The organism is Actinoplanes italicus (assembly GCF_003001815.1).
Lineage (GTDB): Bacteria > Actinomycetota > Actinomycetes > Mycobacteriales > Micromonosporaceae > Actinoplanes > Actinoplanes italicus.
Map to the genome: position 1 here is coordinate 47,331 of NZ_PVMZ01000035.1, position 15,957 is coordinate 63,287.

General features: G+C 71.6%; 12 protein-coding genes. 10 read left to right on the forward strand and 2 right to left on the reverse strand.

The annotated features are described in order from the left end of the window. Window positions 1-56: 56 nt before the first annotated feature. The 5 genes from CLV67_RS47145 (at window position 57) to CLV67_RS47165 (ending at window position 9,216) form a co-directional block, all read left to right on the forward strand. The gene (locus tag CLV67_RS47145) at window positions 57-2,039 is read left to right on the forward strand and encodes a tetratricopeptide repeat protein (RefSeq protein ID WP_146169598.1); all 1,983 of its coding nucleotides are present in this window, start codon (window positions 57-59) and stop codon (window positions 2,037-2,039) included. A 151-nt stretch (window positions 2,040-2,190) separates the two neighbouring features. Beyond that, the gene (locus tag CLV67_RS47150; protein ID WP_239166916.1) at window positions 2,191-4,743 is read left to right on the forward strand and encodes a fibronectin type III domain-containing protein; all 2,553 of its coding nucleotides are present in this window, start codon (window positions 2,191-2,193) and stop codon (window positions 4,741-4,743) included. Continuing rightward, a complete protein-coding gene (locus CLV67_RS47155) occupies window positions 4,737-5,708 on the forward strand; it encodes an AAA family ATPase (RefSeq protein ID WP_106330505.1) in 972 nt (323 codons plus the stop codon). The genes CLV67_RS47150 and CLV67_RS47155 overlap by 7 nt, the downstream gene beginning before the upstream one ends. Before the next feature lie 122 nt (window positions 5,709-5,830). Then, window positions 5,831-6,940, forward strand: a complete 1,110-nt coding sequence (locus CLV67_RS47160) for a DUF58 domain-containing protein (protein WP_106330506.1) — start codon at window positions 5,831-5,833, stop codon at window positions 6,938-6,940. Next, entirely contained in the window at window positions 6,934-9,216 is a 2,283-nt protein-coding gene (locus CLV67_RS47165; protein ID WP_106330507.1) for a transglutaminase TgpA family protein, read from the forward strand. Before CLV67_RS47160 ends, CLV67_RS47165 begins: the two co-directional genes overlap by 7 nt. Here the strand turns inward: CLV67_RS47165 and CLV67_RS47170 are convergent. Together CLV67_RS47170 and CLV67_RS47175 are read right to left on the reverse strand one after the other, a co-directional pair. Beyond that, window positions 9,213-9,569, reverse strand: a complete 357-nt coding sequence (locus tag CLV67_RS47170) for a 4Fe-4S dicluster domain-containing protein (protein ID WP_106330508.1) — start codon at window positions 9,567-9,569, stop codon at window positions 9,213-9,215. The two genes, CLV67_RS47165 and CLV67_RS47170, sit on opposite strands and share 4 nt — an antisense overlap. Then, window positions 9,569-11,158, reverse strand: coding sequence for an FAD-dependent oxidoreductase (locus CLV67_RS47175; RefSeq protein ID WP_106330509.1), 1,590 nt, complete (start codon window positions 11,156-11,158; stop codon window positions 9,569-9,571). The genes CLV67_RS47170 and CLV67_RS47175 overlap by 1 nt, the downstream gene beginning before the upstream one ends. Before the next feature lie 436 nt (window positions 11,159-11,594). Between CLV67_RS47175 and CLV67_RS47180 the strand changes: the two genes are divergently transcribed. The 5 genes from CLV67_RS47180 (at window position 11,595) to CLV67_RS47205 (ending at window position 15,895) form a co-directional block, all read left to right on the forward strand. Continuing rightward, window positions 11,595-12,416 carry an NAD-dependent epimerase/dehydratase family protein gene (locus CLV67_RS47180; protein WP_106330510.1) on the forward strand — a complete coding sequence of 274 codons (822 nt, stop codon included), beginning with the start codon at window positions 11,595-11,597 and terminating at the stop codon, window positions 12,414-12,416. 54 nt (window positions 12,417-12,470) lie between these two features. After that, entirely contained in the window at window positions 12,471-13,406 is a 936-nt protein-coding gene (locus CLV67_RS54495) for a hypothetical protein (RefSeq protein ID WP_170154272.1), read from the forward strand. 139 nt (window positions 13,407-13,545) lie between these two features. After that, window positions 13,546-13,977: a PPOX class F420-dependent oxidoreductase gene (locus CLV67_RS47195; RefSeq protein ID WP_106330513.1), complete on the forward strand. Its 432-nt coding sequence runs from the start codon at window positions 13,546-13,548 to the stop codon at window positions 13,975-13,977. A gap of 20 nt (window positions 13,978-13,997) precedes the next feature. Then, on the forward strand, window positions 13,998-14,885 hold the full coding sequence (locus tag CLV67_RS47200; protein ID WP_106330514.1) for a DUF6929 family protein: 888 nt from the start codon (window positions 13,998-14,000) through the stop codon (window positions 14,883-14,885). A 209-nt stretch (window positions 14,886-15,094) separates the two neighbouring features. After that, window positions 15,095-15,895, forward strand: coding sequence for a slipin family protein (locus CLV67_RS47205; protein ID WP_106330515.1), 801 nt, complete (start codon window positions 15,095-15,097; stop codon window positions 15,893-15,895). The last annotated feature ends 62 nt before the right edge of the window (window positions 15,896-15,957 follow it).

The window sequence follows — 15,957 nt, forward strand, 5'->3', positions numbered from 1 at the left end:
GAGCGGGGGCCGGGGGTCGGGGCCGGGTGTGGCGCCGGGCGGGGGAAACGGGCAGCATGGCGGGCGTGTCGAAGTCCCCCCTCACCCCCGCACTCGAGCGTGCCCGTGCCCTGATCGCGTCCGGTGACCTCGGACCTGCCCAGGTGCTGCTGGAACGTGCCGTGGAGCTGGGGCGGGAGAACCTGGGGGAGGACGAGCCGGACGTCCTGACCGCGCAGCGTGAGCTCGCGGGCGTCTTCCTCCTGTCGGACGATCCGATGGCGGCTCGGCGGATGCTCGAGGACGCGTACGCGGCGGGGCAGTGGAAGCTCGGTGACAGCGATCCGATCATGCTGCACATTTCGCATGACCTCGGTGTGGTCGCCGAGGAACTGGGCAACAAGCACGAGGCCCGTAAGGCGTTCGGCCGGGTGGCCGCCAACGGACCTTCGGTCCTCGGCGAAGGGCATCAGTTCATCGCCCGGGCCCGCGCCTACCTGGGCGAGGATCCATCGGCGGTACGGCCGGACGCCGCACCCGCCGAGCCGGTCGGAGCCGCCCCGCCTACGCCCGTTCAAGCGGCCAAACCCGCCCCGCCCGCACCGGTCCAGGCTGTCACGCCCGCCCCACCTGCGCCCGTTGAGCCCGTCCAGCCCGTGCCGGTCCAGCGCGTCCAGCCTGCGCCGATCGAGTCGGCGCAGGCGGTCTCGCCCGCACCCGTCGACCGGGTTCCGCCGGTTACGCACGCGTCGCAGCATGCTCAAGGGGACGCGGACCCGAGGGCGGCGATCAACCGCCCGACCGATGTGTTGCCAATCACCCACTCGGCGACGGGCGCTGCGCAATCTGCGGGGCTTGCAGATCAGATTCAGTCATCCGGTACGGCCCAGCCGCCCGTGCAACCGCAACCAGCACCTCCCGCCGATCACCACCAGGCCGGCCGCTCGCAGGCGGGAGACGTAACCGGCCAGCAAGGCCAGGCCACCCCGCCGCCGGGCTACGGCGCTGCGCAGGCCGGCCACAGCAACATGCCGCCCGGCTACACCGGCCACCCGCCGATACAGCCGAACCACACGTCCGCGCAGGCCGGGTACCCGCCGGGACAACCCGAGCACCCGTCAGGACAGACCGGATACCCGGCCGGCCAGGCAGGCTACGGCGGGCAGCCCGGCTATCCCGTCAGCTATACGGAGACACCCGGATACGCGACCGGGCAGGCCGGGCACGCGGCAGCGCCGCCCGCGTACCCGATCGGGCAACCGGGCCACCCCGGCTATTCGCAACCCGACGGACACGGCACGACCACGCCGCCCAGCTGGCAGGGCTCACCGAGCCCGGCGCAGCAGGGAACGGGCTGGCAGGGGGCTGTAAACCCGGCGCAGCAAGGAACGGGCTGGCACGGCGCTGTAAACCCGGCGCAGCAAGGAACGGGCTGGCAGGGCGCTGCGAACCCGGCACAGCAGGGGACCCCGCACGGGAGCTGGCAGGGCGCTCCGGCACAGCAGGGAACATGGCAGGGCGCACCGATCCCGGCGCAGCAGGCGTCACCCGCACCGGGGTGGCAGGGCGGGGCTCCGGGCCCGGCGGTGCAGACCTACCCCTATCAGGCCGACAATGGCGCGCCTGCTCACCCGTACCAGCAAAAAGGTCGTGGTCTCGCCGTTGGTCTGACCGTCGCGGCGACCCTCGTGGCGCTCACCGCCGTGGGTGCGCTCGTGGTTGTGCTGGTTGATCGGGAACAGTCACCGAGCGGTCCACAGGCGACCGCCTCGACGGGGCCGGTCCTGGCCGGGGATCCACCGTCAGCGGTACGCCTCGACGACCGAGGTGCCGTTGTGGAGCTCACGTGGCGTGATCCCACCAAGGGCAAAGTGCCGTTCGTGGTGTCCATGGCCCGTGAGGGGCAGCAGCTCAAACCGGTGTCGAACGTCGGCCTCGGAAAGACGAAAGCCCTGGTCGAGGGCCTGAATGCGAAGCTCGAATACTGCTTCGCAGTGGTGGCCGTCTATGGCACGGACCGGTTCGCCAGCTCGAGTCAGGTGTGCACGGAGCGTTCATAAGTTATCCACAGGCTGATGAGCCGGGTATCGACGAGCACCTCGCTTTCCCTATGATGGCCTGCGTCCTTGAGGCGGTTAGACCAGCTCGACGGGGAGGACGACCGCAGTGACCAGCAATGACGCCACCACGGTGGCGACGCGTAGGCGCCGGATGCCCAGCCGGGGCCAACTGGTCACCATGGCCACCGTCGTCGTGCTCGCTGCCGGCCTCGGCCTGACCGTGCGCGGGCTCGGCTCCGCCGACGAGGCGCTGGCCAGCTTCGACGCCGCGTCCTGGGTGTGGAGCAAGGGCAAGGGCGAGCTCGCCCGCATCAACGGCACCAGCGCGCGTGTGGACACCCGCGCCGACGTCGCCCGGTCCCGCGGCCACCAGATGCAGGTCAGCCAGAGCGACCGGTTCGTGCTGCTGCGCGACGTCCAGTCCGGCGCGGTCGCCTCGATGGATCTCACCGACCTGCAGCTCTACTGGAACCAGCAGACCCAGCCGGGCATCGGCGTCAGCGTGGCGCTGCACCGCGACTCGGCGTTCATCACCGACGCGGTGCAGGGCAAGGTCCAGCAGGTCGACGCCGCCACCCTCCAGCCGATCGGTGAGGCGCTGCAGTTCCCGCCGGGTATCAACGGCGGTGTCTTCGACGGCGCCGGCCGGCTGTGGGTCGCGGCACCGAGCGAGGGGACCGTCACGGCGATCGAGCCGGGCGAGTCCGGGCCTGCACGACTGCGCACCGACCCCGTGGCCGCACCCAGCCACGACCTCGCGGTGACGGCCATGTCCGAGGGCATCGCGGTGCTCGACCGCACGACGAACGCCCTGGTCCGCGTCGACGACAAGGGCGCCGGGCAGCCGACGACGCTGCCGCTGGGCGGGCCGGGCGAGCTGCCGGAGCGCACCGAGGGCGACGTCATCGCGGTGACCGTTCCGGACGACCGGCGGGTCTACACCGTCGACGCGACCGGCGTGCATGACGTCGCGGTGCCCGCTTCGGGCGGCGAGATCCAGCCCGCCATCCCCTACGAGGGCTATCTGTACGTGCCCGAGGACGACGGCACCGTGCACGTCTTCGACCAGAACGGGCAGCCCCAGGACCCGATCGACATCCCGCAACCCGGCGGCGACCTCGAGCTCGACGTCCGCGAGGACCACCTGTTCATCAACGCGCCGGGCTCGACCACCGCACGCGTGGTCGACGACCAGCACACCGTCCGGTCCGTCGACAAGGACACCGACCAGGTCGTCGGCGGTGACCCGCCGCCCGTGAAGACGCCGCCCGCGCCGCCGAAGCAGCAGAAGCCCAAGAAGCCGGTCGCCGCGAAACCGGGCGCGCCGCGCAGTGTGCGGGCCGCCGCCGGCAACGCCGAGGTCCGGGTCTCCTGGCAGGCCGCGCCCGACAACAACGCCGCCATCACCCGGTACGTGGTGGCCGGCGCGGGCCGCACCTTCCAGGTCGGCGCCGACCAGCGGTCGCTGCTGGTCGACGGGCTGACCAACGGCGAGACGTACAAGTTCCAGGTCCACGCGGTCAACCGCAAGGGCGACGGACCCGCCCGCTCGAGCAACGCCGTGGTCCCCACCTCCGATGTGCCGGACCCGCCGGCCGCGCCGCCGGTCGCCGAGGCCAAACCCGACGGAACCATCGCGGTCACCTGGCCCGAGGCCAACGGCCAGGGACGCAAGATCGTGCGGTACGCCGTAACCGCCGTGACCGAAGGTGTCACCTCGCCGATCGGGGAGTCGGCGAGCGCGTCACTGACCGTGCCGGCGAACCAGGTCGAGTTCGGCAAGCAGTACGCGTTCACCGTCGTGGCCATCAACGAGCTGGGCGCCGGGTCCAAGGCATCGGCGGTCAGCAACAGCGTGGTGCCGTTCACGGTGCCGGGCAAACCGGAGAACGCCGCGGCCGCCACCGTCGCCGGGACAGCGGGCGCGGTCACCGTCACGTGGACGGCACCGGCCGACAACGGGCGAGCGATCACCAAGTACGTCGTCAAGGCCGGTGGCAAGGAGACCGAAGCGACCGGGACGTCGGTCACGCTGACCGGGCTCGGCAACGGCGCCACGGTCCAGGCCGAGGTCACCGCCGTCAACGAGGCCGGCGCCGGGCCCGCCGCGACCGCCACCGCGCGGACCGTGTCGGCGCCGACCGTGACCGTCACCGGAGTGGACCCGACGTTCAACACGGCCAAGGTGGCGTTCTCCGTCAACAACGGCGGCGGCACCACCACCTGCACGCTCACCGTCACCGGCGGCAAGGGCTCCACCGGCAGCTGCAGCTCACTCAACGCCACCGGGCTCAAACCGAGCACCGCCTACACGTTCACGGTCACCGCCAAGAACGCCGCCGGAAGCAAGGCCGGGACGATGGCGAAGACCACCGACGCCCTCTACGGCATCGCCACCTGCATCAACGGCGACAGCGGCGACCAGCGCACCTACTGCGACAGAGACGTCAGCGGCCGCAACGGCAACGAGATCTTCAAGGTCACCCGCCAGGACGACGACCAGCAGGCCGGCTGGGTCAAGAACGGTGTCCGGCTGCAGACCTACTGCAAGAAATCCGGCGAAGAGGTGTACGCCTACGTCTACAACAAGAACAAGAGAAGCACGTGGTGGATCCAGGTGAACTACGAGGGCAAGACCTACATCCCGTGGGCGTGGCTGAACCTCGAGGGCGGCGACGACCTGGCGGACCTCCCGACGTGCTGACACCCGCCCACATCCAGGGATTCGCCGACGTCGCCGCCGAACTGGCCAACCGGATCGGCACCGTCGTGCTCGGCAAACCCGAGGTCGTCCGGCTCACCCTCACCGCGATGTTCGCGCAAGGCCACGTCCTGCTCGAGGACGTGCCTGGCGTCGGCAAGACCACCCTGGCCCGGGCCCTGGCCGCGTCGATCCGCGGCCAGTGGCGGCGCATCCAGTTCACCCCCGACCTGCTGCCCTCCGACGTGTCCGGCGTGACCGTCTTCAACCAGGCCAACCGCGGCTTCGAGTTCCACCCCGGCCCCGTCTTCGCCAACCTGGTCATCGCCGACGAGATCAACCGCGCCTCGCCCAAGACCCAGTCGGCGCTGCTCGAAGTCATGGAGGAACGCCGGGTCACCGTCGACGGCGTACCGCACCCGGTCCCGCAACCGTTCCTCGTGGTCGCCACCCAGAACCCCGTCGAGATGGACGGCACCTACCGCCTGCCCGAGGCCCAGCTCGACCGCTTCCTGGTCAAACTCTCCGTCGGGTACCCCTCCGAAGAGGTCGAGATCGAGGTGCTGCGCGGTGCCGCGGTCCGGTCACCGGACACTCTGGAACCAGTCACCGACACCGCCATGATCGGCGAGATGACGAGAATGGTCGCGGCGGTCCACATCGCCGACCCCCTTTATGCGTACGCCGTGCGCCTCGCCGCCGCCACCCGCAACCACCCACAGGTCCGCGTCGGCGTCAGCCCCCGAGGCGTCATCGCCCTGACCCGCGCCGCCTCCGCGTACGCGCTCATCCTGGGCCGCGGGTACGTGCTGCCCGAGGACTTCAAGGAGCTGATCGGCCCGGTGTTCGCACACCGCGTCCTGCTCTCCGCCGACGCCCAGCTGCGCGGTGTGACGGCTGCCGAGGTGCTCGCCGACGCGTTGCGTTCGGTGCCCGTCCCGCTGCCCGACCAGCACGTCCCGGCGTGACCGGTCCGCAGGACACCGGCCCCGGTCCCGCATCCGGCGGCCCGCCCTCCGCGTCATCGTCCGCGAGCCCGGCGGCCGGGGCGCTGGTTCCTCGCCCCAGGCGTGGCGGCACCCGCAGTGGCATGACCGGGCGGGGCATCGGGGTGATCGTCGCCGCCGTGGTGCTGCTCGGCGTCGGGTTCCGATACGGCTACCCCGACCTGGCGCTGCTCGGCGGAGCCGCCATGACTGCCCTGCTCGCGGCGGTGGCGTTCGCCTTCTGGCGGCCGACCCTCGGCGTCACCCGCGTCGCCGACCCCGACCGCGTGGCCCGCGGCGAACCCGCGAACGTCACCCTCACCATCAGCAACACCAGCAGACTGCGCGCCGCCACCCTCGTCGCGACCGACCGCTGCGGCTCCGCGACCGTCCAGGTGCCGCTGCTGCGCCTGCGAGCCGGCCACGACACGGTGGAGAGCTACCCGGTGCCGACCCACCGGCGCGGGCTCGTGCCGGTGGGGCCGCTGCACGTCACCCGCCGTGATCCGCTCGGCCTGCTCACCCTGGCCCGGGCCTACGGCGAGTCGATCGTCGTCCGCGTCTATCCCAAGGTGCATCCGCTGCGTGCGGTACCGGCCGGACTGACCCGCAGCCTCGACGGCAACGCCGACAAGGTTCCGCAGGGCACCATCACGTTCGACACGCTGCGCGAGTACGTGCCCGGCGACGAACTGCGGCGGGTGCACTGGCGCAGCAGCGCCAAGGTCGGCGAGTTGATGGTCCGCGAGCAGCTCGACACCGCCGAGCCGACGATCGTGGTGCTCCTCGACGACCGGGCCTCCGCCCACCGCGGCGACAGTTTCGAGGACGCCTGCGAAGCGGCGGCCTCGATCGCCGTCGCGGCCGTCCGCGAGGACCTGCCGGTCAGCCTGCACCTGGTCACGGCCAGCACCAGCGGGCCGCACCTCGACGTGCTCACCGAGGCTACGCTCGGCGACGGCGACCTGGCGGCCACGCTGCGGCAGCTGCGGGCGCAGAAGCTGGGCGACACACTGATCTTCCTGACCGGGCCCGGCGGGCGTGACGATCTGGGCGCCGTCAGTGGGCTGCGCGTGGCGTACCCGATAGCCCTTGCCGTGATCCTCGGCGACCGCGACTCGTCACCCGCCGTGCCCACCGACCGCCTGTTGATCATCGAGGCCGTCGACGGCGCCGAGTTCGCCGCCGCCTGGGACGGAGTCCGCGGATGGTGACCAGCGTGCTGCGGCGGGCCGTGGTGCCGGTGGCGCTGGCCGGGATGCTGATGCTGGCCGGGGCCGTGCTGGGCCGGATCTATGCCGACGATCTGCTGTTCCGGCTGGTCGCGGGCGCCGCCATCGGGTCGGTGGGTGCCGGTGTCGCGATGCGGCGGCTGCCGTCGTGGTCGGTGGCGCCGATCTCCGCCGTGCTGCTCGGCGGCTACCTGGCGCTCGCCATGCACCTGGCGGCGGGCGCGACCGGTCTCACCGTCGACACGGCCCGCGACGCGCTCACCAACGGCATTCCGCGGCTGCTCACCGCCATGATCCCGGTGGAGAGCAAACCCGACACCGTGGTGATCGCGGTCGCCGCGATCTGGATCGCGGGGCTGGCCGCCACCGAGGTCGCCGTACGCAGCGGGCGAGTGCTGCTCGGCTGCCTGCCGCCGGTCGGCGTCTATGCGGGCGCGCTGTACGTGGTCGGGCCCAACACCACGGCCGCGACCGGTCTCACGCTGGGCTTCGCGGCCCTCGTGGTCGCGGCCCTGGCCATCTCCTCCGGCATCGCGTCGGGCACTCCCGCGGCAGTGCGGGCGCGAGCGGCCGGCGGTGCCATCGCGAGCCTGCTCGTTCTGGTCGGCGTCATCGCGGCAGCCGGACCCTGGATCGGCGACCATGTCACCGCGACACCCGTGGACCCCCGGCGGTACGTCCAGCCGCCCCGCGTGGACAGCCTCGACGAGAGCCCCCTGAACCGGATCTCCGGCTGGGCCCTGTACCCGAAACAGCAGCTGCTCGAGTACCGGCCGGGCGACGCGGCGGCCGTCCCGACGCCGAGTCCGGCCGCGTCGCGGGCGAAAGGTCAGCGGCCGGTCCGGCTGCGGCTCGCGGTCCTGTCCGACTACGACGGCGTCACGTGGAAGGTCGGCGGTCTCTACCGCAACGCCGGACGCGTCCTGCCCGCCCCCGAGGTACCCGCCGGCACCGAACTCACCGAGACCCAGCAGCAGATCACCATCACCGGCCTGACCGGCCGCCTGCTGCCCGCCGTGCCGACACCGACCCGGATCACCGGCGCACGGGTCGCCTACGACGCGGCGAGCGGCACCCTGATCCGCCCCGAGGGCCTCACCGAAGGGCTGAGCTACACGGCCGTCTCGCAGGTGGAGAAGCCGGACCTCAACCAGCTGCCGTTCGCCGACGTGCCCGCCGGGGACGCGATGGTCCGCTACCTGGCCGTCGGCTCGGGCGCGCCGGACCAGATCCAGCGGCTCGCCGAGCACCTGGCCGAGGGCAGCGGCGCGCCGTACGACCGTGCCGTCGCGATCGAGACGTTCCTGGCCGAGCACTACCGGCACGTCGCCGACGCGCCGAGCGGGCACGCCTACCCGAACCTGCGGCACTTCCTGTTCGGCCGGCGTGACATCGGCGGGCAGAAGGGCACGACCGAGCAGTTCGCGGCGGCGTACGCGGTCCTCGCCCGCCTTTCCGGCCTGCCGGCCCGGGTCGTCGTCGGTTTCCACGCGCCCGTCACCGGTGGCGCGGTCACCGCCGGTGACGCCGTGGCCTGGCCCGAGGTCTACTTCAACGGCCTCGGCTGGGTGGCTTTCGACCCGATGCCGAAGACCGATGAGGTACGGCCGGTCGAGGAGGACTTCACCCCGCCGACGCCCAGCCCGCCACCGTCACAGTCGGAGCCGCCGGCCGCGACTCCGAGCGGGTCCGAGTCGGCGCTCGCGGACGTCGCCGCGCCGCCCGCGCAGGACGGGCCGTCCGCCGTGCTGGTCGCGTCGGGCACGTCCAGCGGTCTGCTGTTCCTGCTGGCCGGAGCGGCGGCCGCGGTGGCCTGGTTGCGCGGCGCCCAGCGAAAACGGCGGCTGACGACCGGTGACCCGGGTCAGCGGATCGCCGGCGCCTGGCTGGAGTTCACTGACGCGTTGCGGCTGGCCGGGCGGCCGGTTCCGGCGGATCTGTCGGCCACGGAGGCGGTACGGCACGCGGCCGTCCTGCCCCGGCCGCCCCAGCGCACCGGGCTGCTTCGCCGCGCCGTTCCCGAGAACCCGGAGCCACAGATAGACGCGGGCGAGGTGCCGCTGCCTGGGCTGGACGGATTGGTGGACGCGGTCAACACGGCGGGGTTCGCGCCGGAGGCCGCCGACGGGGGACAGGCCGACCGGGCCGCCGCCGAGGTGGTCGCGTACTCGGCGGCGCTGCGGGAACGTCGCTCCTGGTGGAGACGCGTCTGGTGGAGCGTACGACCAGGTCCGTTGGGCTGGAACCGCCGAAGCTAGACGGCTGAGGGCGTGATCCGGGCCGGGCCGAGCTCCGGGCCGACCGCCAGGCGCGCCCCGGGCTTCCGGCCGCGCCCCCAGCCGATCTCCCGCCGGTAACTACCCAGCATCCCGGAAGCGGCCAGGTGCTCCTCATCGCGCAGCGGCGAGTCCGCCGGCACCGGATGGGTCACCGGCGCGACGAACAGCGCGTCCGCCGGACAGTGCGCCTCACACATGAAGCACGTCTGACAGTCGCCCTGCCGCGCGATCACCGGAATCCCACCCGGTCCGGTGTCGAACACGTTGGTGGGGCAGACCGCCACGCACACATCGCAGCTCACACACCGCGACGACGAGACCAGCTCGATCATCAGGCGACCGCCAGCTCGCGGCCGGTAACCGATTCGGGCCTGGTCCACAGGCGGTCCAGGCCACCGACGGCAAGGCGGTGGTACTGATTCGGGTCCTGGTCCGGGAATTCCTCGCGATGGGCCATGCCACGACTTTCGGTACGGGTGATCGCGCTGGTGTACATCCACCGCGCATGCGCGACCATGGCCGCCGCCTGCCGCAGCCCGGGAAGCTCACCGCCATCGGCCACCACCCCACCACGCAGCCCGTCCCACACCGAGTCGAGGTGAGCAAGCGCCGGCCGCAGCCGGGAACCGTGCCGCAGATAGTTCTTGTCGTACGGATGCACCTGCCGCTGAATGACGTCGAGCGCCTCCCGCCGCCCCACCCCGGTCCCACCCGAGTCCGGCCGGATCCCGACCCCACCGACCCCGCTGAGTTTCCGCCGTCGCGCACCAGCGCCCAGCCCGACGGCGAACGCCGCGGCACCCCGCCCGGCGAACGTCCCCGACGACATCGCCCACGCCGAGTTATGACTGCCCCCACCGGTGAACGCTCCACAGATCAACTCCCGCGTGGCGGCATCACCGGCCGCGTACAGCCCCGGAACCGTGGTCGCGCAGTCATCCGCGACGATCCGGATACCACCGGTGCCCCGGACGGTCCCTTCGAGCAGCAGCGTGACCGGGAACCTGTCGGTGAACGGGTCGATGCCGAGCCGGTTGAACGGCAGGAAGAAGTTCGGCTGCCCGAGCCGCATCTGTTCCTGCTGCTCGGCGGTGGCCTGGTCGATGCTGCACAGCACGATCCCGGAACGCAGCAGCTCCGCGGCGATGACCGACCGGCCACCCTGGCTACCGGCACCTTCAAGCGGGCTGCCGTCACCACGGAAGAAGGTGGCGAAGCTGTAGTACGCCGTCTTCGTGACCGACGTGAAGGCGGGCGCGATGCCGTACGCGTTGGAGAACTCCATCCCCGACATCTCAGCCCCGGCCTCCGCCGCGAACAGCGCCCCGTCCCCGGTGGCGACATCACAGCCGAGCGCCTTGCTGAGAAATGCGCACCCGCCGGTCGCCAGCACCACGGCCCCGGCCCGGACGCGGTAGTCCGTGTCGTGCTGCCGCCGGTGGCCACGGACGCCCGCGACAGTGCCGGTGCCGTCGACGAGCAGTTCGGTGACCGGGCTGTGGTCGAGGATCCGGACACCGGCCCGCCTGATCCACGAGCGCATCCGCCGCATGTACTCGGGGCCTTGAACGCCCTTCTTGTACGGCGAGCCGTCGACGATCGGGAACGGGTAACGGGCCTCGGCCTCGAGGCGGTTCATGTTCTCGTACGTCTGGTCCAGCACCCGGCCCATCCAGCGCCGGTCCTGCAGGAAGCCGCCGAGCGCCTCCCGGCTGGCCATCGCCTTCTCGCGTTCGGCGGGTTCGGGCTGGACGTACCAGACGCCGGTGCCGCCGGAGGCGGTCGGACCGCTGGTACCGCAGTACCCCTTGTCGAGCAGGATCACGTCGGCGCCGGCCTCGGCGGCGGCGAGCGCGGCCCAGGTGCCGGCCGGTCCGCCGCCGACCACGACGACGTCCGCGGTGAGATCGAGGGTGCTCATGACTCCGAGCGTCGACCCTCTAATCCTATATGTCAACTAGGGTATTGGTCCGTGAGAAACCCGGCTGTGCCGTACCGCTGTCTCACGCGAGCTGAGGCAGCGGTACGGCACAGCCGGGCTCGGGGGTTCGACCCGCCGGGGCAGCCGGGAGGTAACTGGGGGAACCGCGACTGCCCCGGCGAGGGTCTCAGGGGCCGGTCACAGCCGCGCCCAGTCCGAGAGCGATCACCGCCGCCCCGATCGCTCTGCCTCTGATGCGCCGGGAATCAACCATCATGCGCCTTTCGTTAGCAGAGACGGGTTTCTGAGCATAGGTACGGATCTTTCGTGGGAGCGGTTCCGAGAAGTGCTCAGACTTAAGGATTTCTTAAAGAAGTAGCCGCGGCCGCAGCCTGATAGGTTGCTCCGGAAACGGCGTTTCCATGGAGGAGTGCGGATGCGGTACGTCATCGTGGGCTGCGGAAACGTCGGCCTGGAACTGGCCGCCCGCTGGACCCACGCCGGGCACCGCGTCGTCGGCACCACCACGACACCCGGCCGCGTCGACGAGGTCGGCAGCGTCTGCGCCGAGGTCGCCGTGCTCCGCGGCTCCGACCACGACGCCCTCGCCCGCATCGCCGAGAACGCCGACGCCGTCGTGCTGACCGTCAGCCCGCGGATCAGCCGGTCCTTCGACGCCGGCGCCCGCGTCACCGAATACGCCGACACCCTCACCGCCACCGCCCGCACCGCCGTCGCCGTACACCCGAGAGTGGTCTTCACCAGCTCGATCTCCGTCTACGGCCGCGGCAACGGCGACCCGGTCCACGAGGACACCCCGCTCACCGACGCCGTGGACGCCTCACCGCGCAACTTCATCGCGGCCGAGGAGGCGGTGCTGGCCACCCCGCGCGGCGCGGTCGTGCGCATTCCCGATGTGTACGGCCACCCGCGCGACATTGACTACGCGGAGCGAGCCGAACTCGCTCACCGGATGCTCGGCGGCAGCGTCCCGTTCGACGGCGACGCCCTGATCTACCGCATCGACTACCGCGACGCGGCCGCCGCCCTCGACTTCGTCGTCACCCACGACCTGACCGGCGTCTACAACGCGGTGCCCGACGCGGTCGTGCCGCTGCCGAACCGCGAGTTCTTCGCCGGCGTCACCGCCGAATGCGGCCTGCCCGAGCTGACCTATCGCGGCGAGATCGCCACCCCGGCCGTCCCGATCACCTCGGCCCGGCTGCGCGCCGCCGGTTTCGCCTTCACCGCGTCGTGAGCGCCGCCCGGACGGGGTGTCTGGATCGCCCGCCGCTACTTATGATCTTGCCTCATGTCCGAACGCAGCACCGACACCGTCCCCGAGCCGACCCCCGCCACGGACGGTGAGGTGCCCCCGCCCCCGCCGAACGATCCGGACACCCCAGCCGCTGACACCAGCGACCATCCGGCCGACGCTGACACCAGCGACCATCCGGCCGACGCCGACGCCGACGCCGACGCCGACGCCGACGCCGACGCCGACGCCGACGCCGACGCCGGTCAGGGCGACCACGTCGACCAGGCGGATCACGCCGGTCAGGCCGACCCCGCCGTCGATGTCGAGGGCGTTATCGGCGAGTCCGCTGCCGCCGTGCTGATGGCGGCCGAGGCCGCCGACTATGCGGCGTCCGCAGCCGAGGCCGCCGCAGAGGCCGCCTCAGTCGCCGCAGCCGCCGCGACCGAGGCGGCGAGGGCCGCAGCCGTCGCGGCAGACCTCGCCGCCATCGCTGCCGCCGGTCACACCGCCGTCCCCGCCCCGGCCGACGACGACATGCCGGAGCAAGAGGAGGGAGAGGAGAAGCGGGAGGAAGAGCAAGAGGCGGGAGAGGTAGAGCAGGAGGACGTAGAAGACGAGGAGGAAGAGGAACCGCGTCCACCGGCCCGCGGCCTCGCACGGTGGACCTCGGACCGTCGCACCGACCTCGTGTCGTACTTCCTCGTGCCGGTGGTGACGCTGATCGCCGCCCCCGCCCTCGTGGCCTTCCTCGGCATCGCGATCCTCGCCACCGGCAGCGAACCACCGTCGGTCTGCGACCAGGTCCGCGCGAGCAACGGCTGCGAGGAACTCACCTGGAGCCTGATCCGCACCCACGTGCTCGGATTCCTCGTCCTGTGGGCCGCCCTCTGGGCCCTGCCCTGGTGGCGCGGCCTGCGCCTGCCCCGCCTGGCGCTCGCGGCGGCGGCCGGCCTGGTGCTGTTCACCGTGGTGCTCCGGATGGCGGCGTGAACCCCGCCCGGCTCGCGCCGTCCATCGCTGTGCTCCGGATGGCGGCCCGCGCATAGCCACGGCCCGTGCGTCCGACGGCCGGCCATGACCCGGCCCGGCGGTATGGAATACCGGGCGGCGACCGGGAATTGGCACGGGTATGACCGAAGCCACGTTCGATCCCCGTCAATTGATTGCGAGCGGCAGGCTCAGCGTCCTGGCCACCATCAAGGCCAGCGGCCTGCCGCAGCTCTCCCCGGTCACGCACTTCTACGACCGGAACGCCGAGACCATCTACGTGTCCATCACCGCCAACCGGGCCAAGACCGCCAACCTGCGCCGCGACCCGCGGGCCGCCCTCGAGGTGACCAGCGCCGACGGCCGGTCCTGGGCGACCGCGGAGGGCTCGGTGACCCTGATCGGCCCCGGCGACGACCCGGACGGACCCGAGGTGCAGGCCCTCGTCGACTACTACCGCAACGCGGCCGGCGAACACCCGGACTGGGCCGAGTACCGGCAGGTCATGGTCGACGACCGGCGGGTGCTGATGGCGTTGAAGGTCGAACACGTCTACGGCCAGAAACTCGGCTGACGGATGCCAGAATCGAAGGCGTGCGGCTGCAGATCGAGGAGACCTCGACGCTGACCTTCGACGACGGATCGCCGGTGCGTTCCGCCTCGGCGATCGCGGCGTTCGGCGACGGATGGCTCGTGGTGCAGGACGACGCCACCCACGCGGCCTGGCTGCGACCGGACACGGTCACCGCGGTCCGCGTCGTCGACCCGATCGAGGGGCTGGAGGTCTTCAGTTCCGCCGCAGGCACCAAACACCTCAAACCCGACTTCGAGGCGGCGTGTACGGTGCCCGGCGGCGAAGTCCTCATGCTGGGTTCCGGATCGTCGCCGACCCGGATGCGCGCCTCCCTGGTCGGCGGCGGCGGGTTCGTCGTCGCCGGTCTGCGCCCGCTGTATCTCGCGATCGCCGCCGCCCTCGGACTGCGCGAGGACCAGCTGAACCTCGAGGGCGCCTGCCTGGCCGGCGACCGCCTGCGCTGGTTCCAGCGCGGCAACCTGGCCGCCGGAGCACCGACCGCGTCGGCCGACGTCGACGCGGCGGCGCTGCTGGCCGCGGTGCGGGGCGAGACGACACCCGACAAGATCGACATTCATGACGTACGCCGGTACGACCTCGGCACCGTCGCCGGTGTGGCCCTGGCGGTGACCGACGCCGTGGCGCTCGGCGACGGCCGGGTGCTGGTCAGCGCCGCCGCCGAGGACACCCCGAACGCCGTCGACGACGGTCCGGTGGTGGGTTCGGGCATCGCCCTGCTCGGCGCCGACGGCGAAGCGCCCGTGTTCGCGGCTCTGCCCCGTGCCGAGAAGGTGGAGGGTCTGGCGATCCGTGAGGTCACCGCGGACGGCGCCCGGCTGCTGGCGGTCGTCGACGCCGACGACTTCGAGGCGCCCTCCGTACAGCTGGCATTGAAGCTCTTCTGGTAAATGATTTGCCGTCCGTTGTCGTCGCGCTGAAGAATGGCGATCGGCCCCGGCGGTTTTAGAAGAAAGCGCCTACGCAGCGGGCGCACTGGCGATCAAACCACGCTTGTCCGCATGCCATCTCCGCGACCGATCCTTCACATCGGAACCGCTACGGGGCCACCCTTTTCTTCTTGAGTAATTGAGTTCCGCGAGTAATGAGGTGTTTCCCGATGACCGACGAGGTGATCATCCGGAGTGGTTTCCGTGGCCTGCGCTATGTCGACGGCCGATTCGACCAGGTCCTGGAGCCGGGCCGTTACGAGCTGCCGCGGCGCCGCCGGTTCGGTGGCCGCGTGGCGAAGGTCGACGTCGTCCAGATCGACCTGCGTGAGCGTGAGCTCAACATCAAGGGCCAGGAGATCCTGACCGCCGACAAGGTCGCGGTCCGGGTCAACATCATCACGCATTTCCGGGTGACCGACCCGGTCGCTGCCGTCGAGGAGGTGGCCGACTACACCGACCGCGTCTACAGCGACGTGCAGCTCGCCGCCCGCCGCTCGCTCGCGTCGATGACCCTCGAGGCGATCCTCACCAACCGCAACCAGCTCTCCGAGGACATCCTGCGCGACGTCGAGGGCGTGTCGGCCGGCTACGGCGTACGCATCATCCGCGCCGACGTGAAGGACCTGGTCTTCCCGGGCAACCTGCAGGACGTCATGAACCGGGTGCTGACCGCCCAGCGTCTCGCCGAGGCACAGATGGTCGAAGCCCGTACCAAAGCAGATCGTGAGACCTTGGAAGCGACGTCGCGGGCCAGCGCCGCACGGCTGGCAGCCGAGGCCGACGCCGAGGCCAAGCGGATCCGCGCGGACGCCGAGGTCGACGCCCTGCGCCGGCTCGCCGACGCCGCCGAGGCGTACACGCAGCACCCGGCCCTGCTGCGGCTGCGTGAGCTGGAGACGCTCGGTGCGCTGGGCGCCAACGCGTCGGCCCGCCTGTACATCGGCTTCGACAAGCACGTAGCCGAGTAGGAACTCTCCTCAACCGGGCGATGGCGCGACCGATCTACCGGTCGCGCCATCATCATCGCTGC

Coding starts and splice junctions, on each gene's coding strand:
- CLV67_RS47145 (WP_146169598.1), top strand. CDS start 57: ATGGCGGGCGTGTCGAAGTCCCCCCTCACCCCCGCACTCGAGCGTGCC.
- CLV67_RS47150 (WP_239166916.1), top strand. CDS start 2,191: ATGCCCAGCCGGGGCCAACTGGTCACCATGGCCACCGTCGTCGTGCTC.
- CLV67_RS47160 (WP_106330506.1), top strand. CDS start 5,831: ATGACCGGGCGGGGCATCGGGGTGATCGTCGCCGCCGTGGTGCTGCTC.
- CLV67_RS47165 (WP_106330507.1), top strand. CDS start 6,934: ATGGTGACCAGCGTGCTGCGGCGGGCCGTGGTGCCGGTGGCGCTGGCC.
- CLV67_RS47170 (WP_106330508.1), bottom strand. CDS start 9,569: ATGATCGAGCTGGTCTCGTCGTCGCGGTGTGTGAGCTGCGATGTGTGC.
- CLV67_RS47175 (WP_106330509.1), bottom strand. CDS start 11,158: ATGAGCACCCTCGATCTCACCGCGGACGTCGTCGTGGTCGGCGGCGGA.
- CLV67_RS47180 (WP_106330510.1), top strand. CDS start 11,595: ATGCGGTACGTCATCGTGGGCTGCGGAAACGTCGGCCTGGAACTGGCC.
- CLV67_RS54495 (WP_170154272.1), top strand. CDS start 12,471: ATGTCCGAACGCAGCACCGACACCGTCCCCGAGCCGACCCCCGCCACG.
- CLV67_RS47195 (WP_106330513.1), top strand. CDS start 13,546: ATGACCGAAGCCACGTTCGATCCCCGTCAATTGATTGCGAGCGGCAGG.
- CLV67_RS47205 (WP_106330515.1), top strand. CDS start 15,095: ATGACCGACGAGGTGATCATCCGGAGTGGTTTCCGTGGCCTGCGCTAT.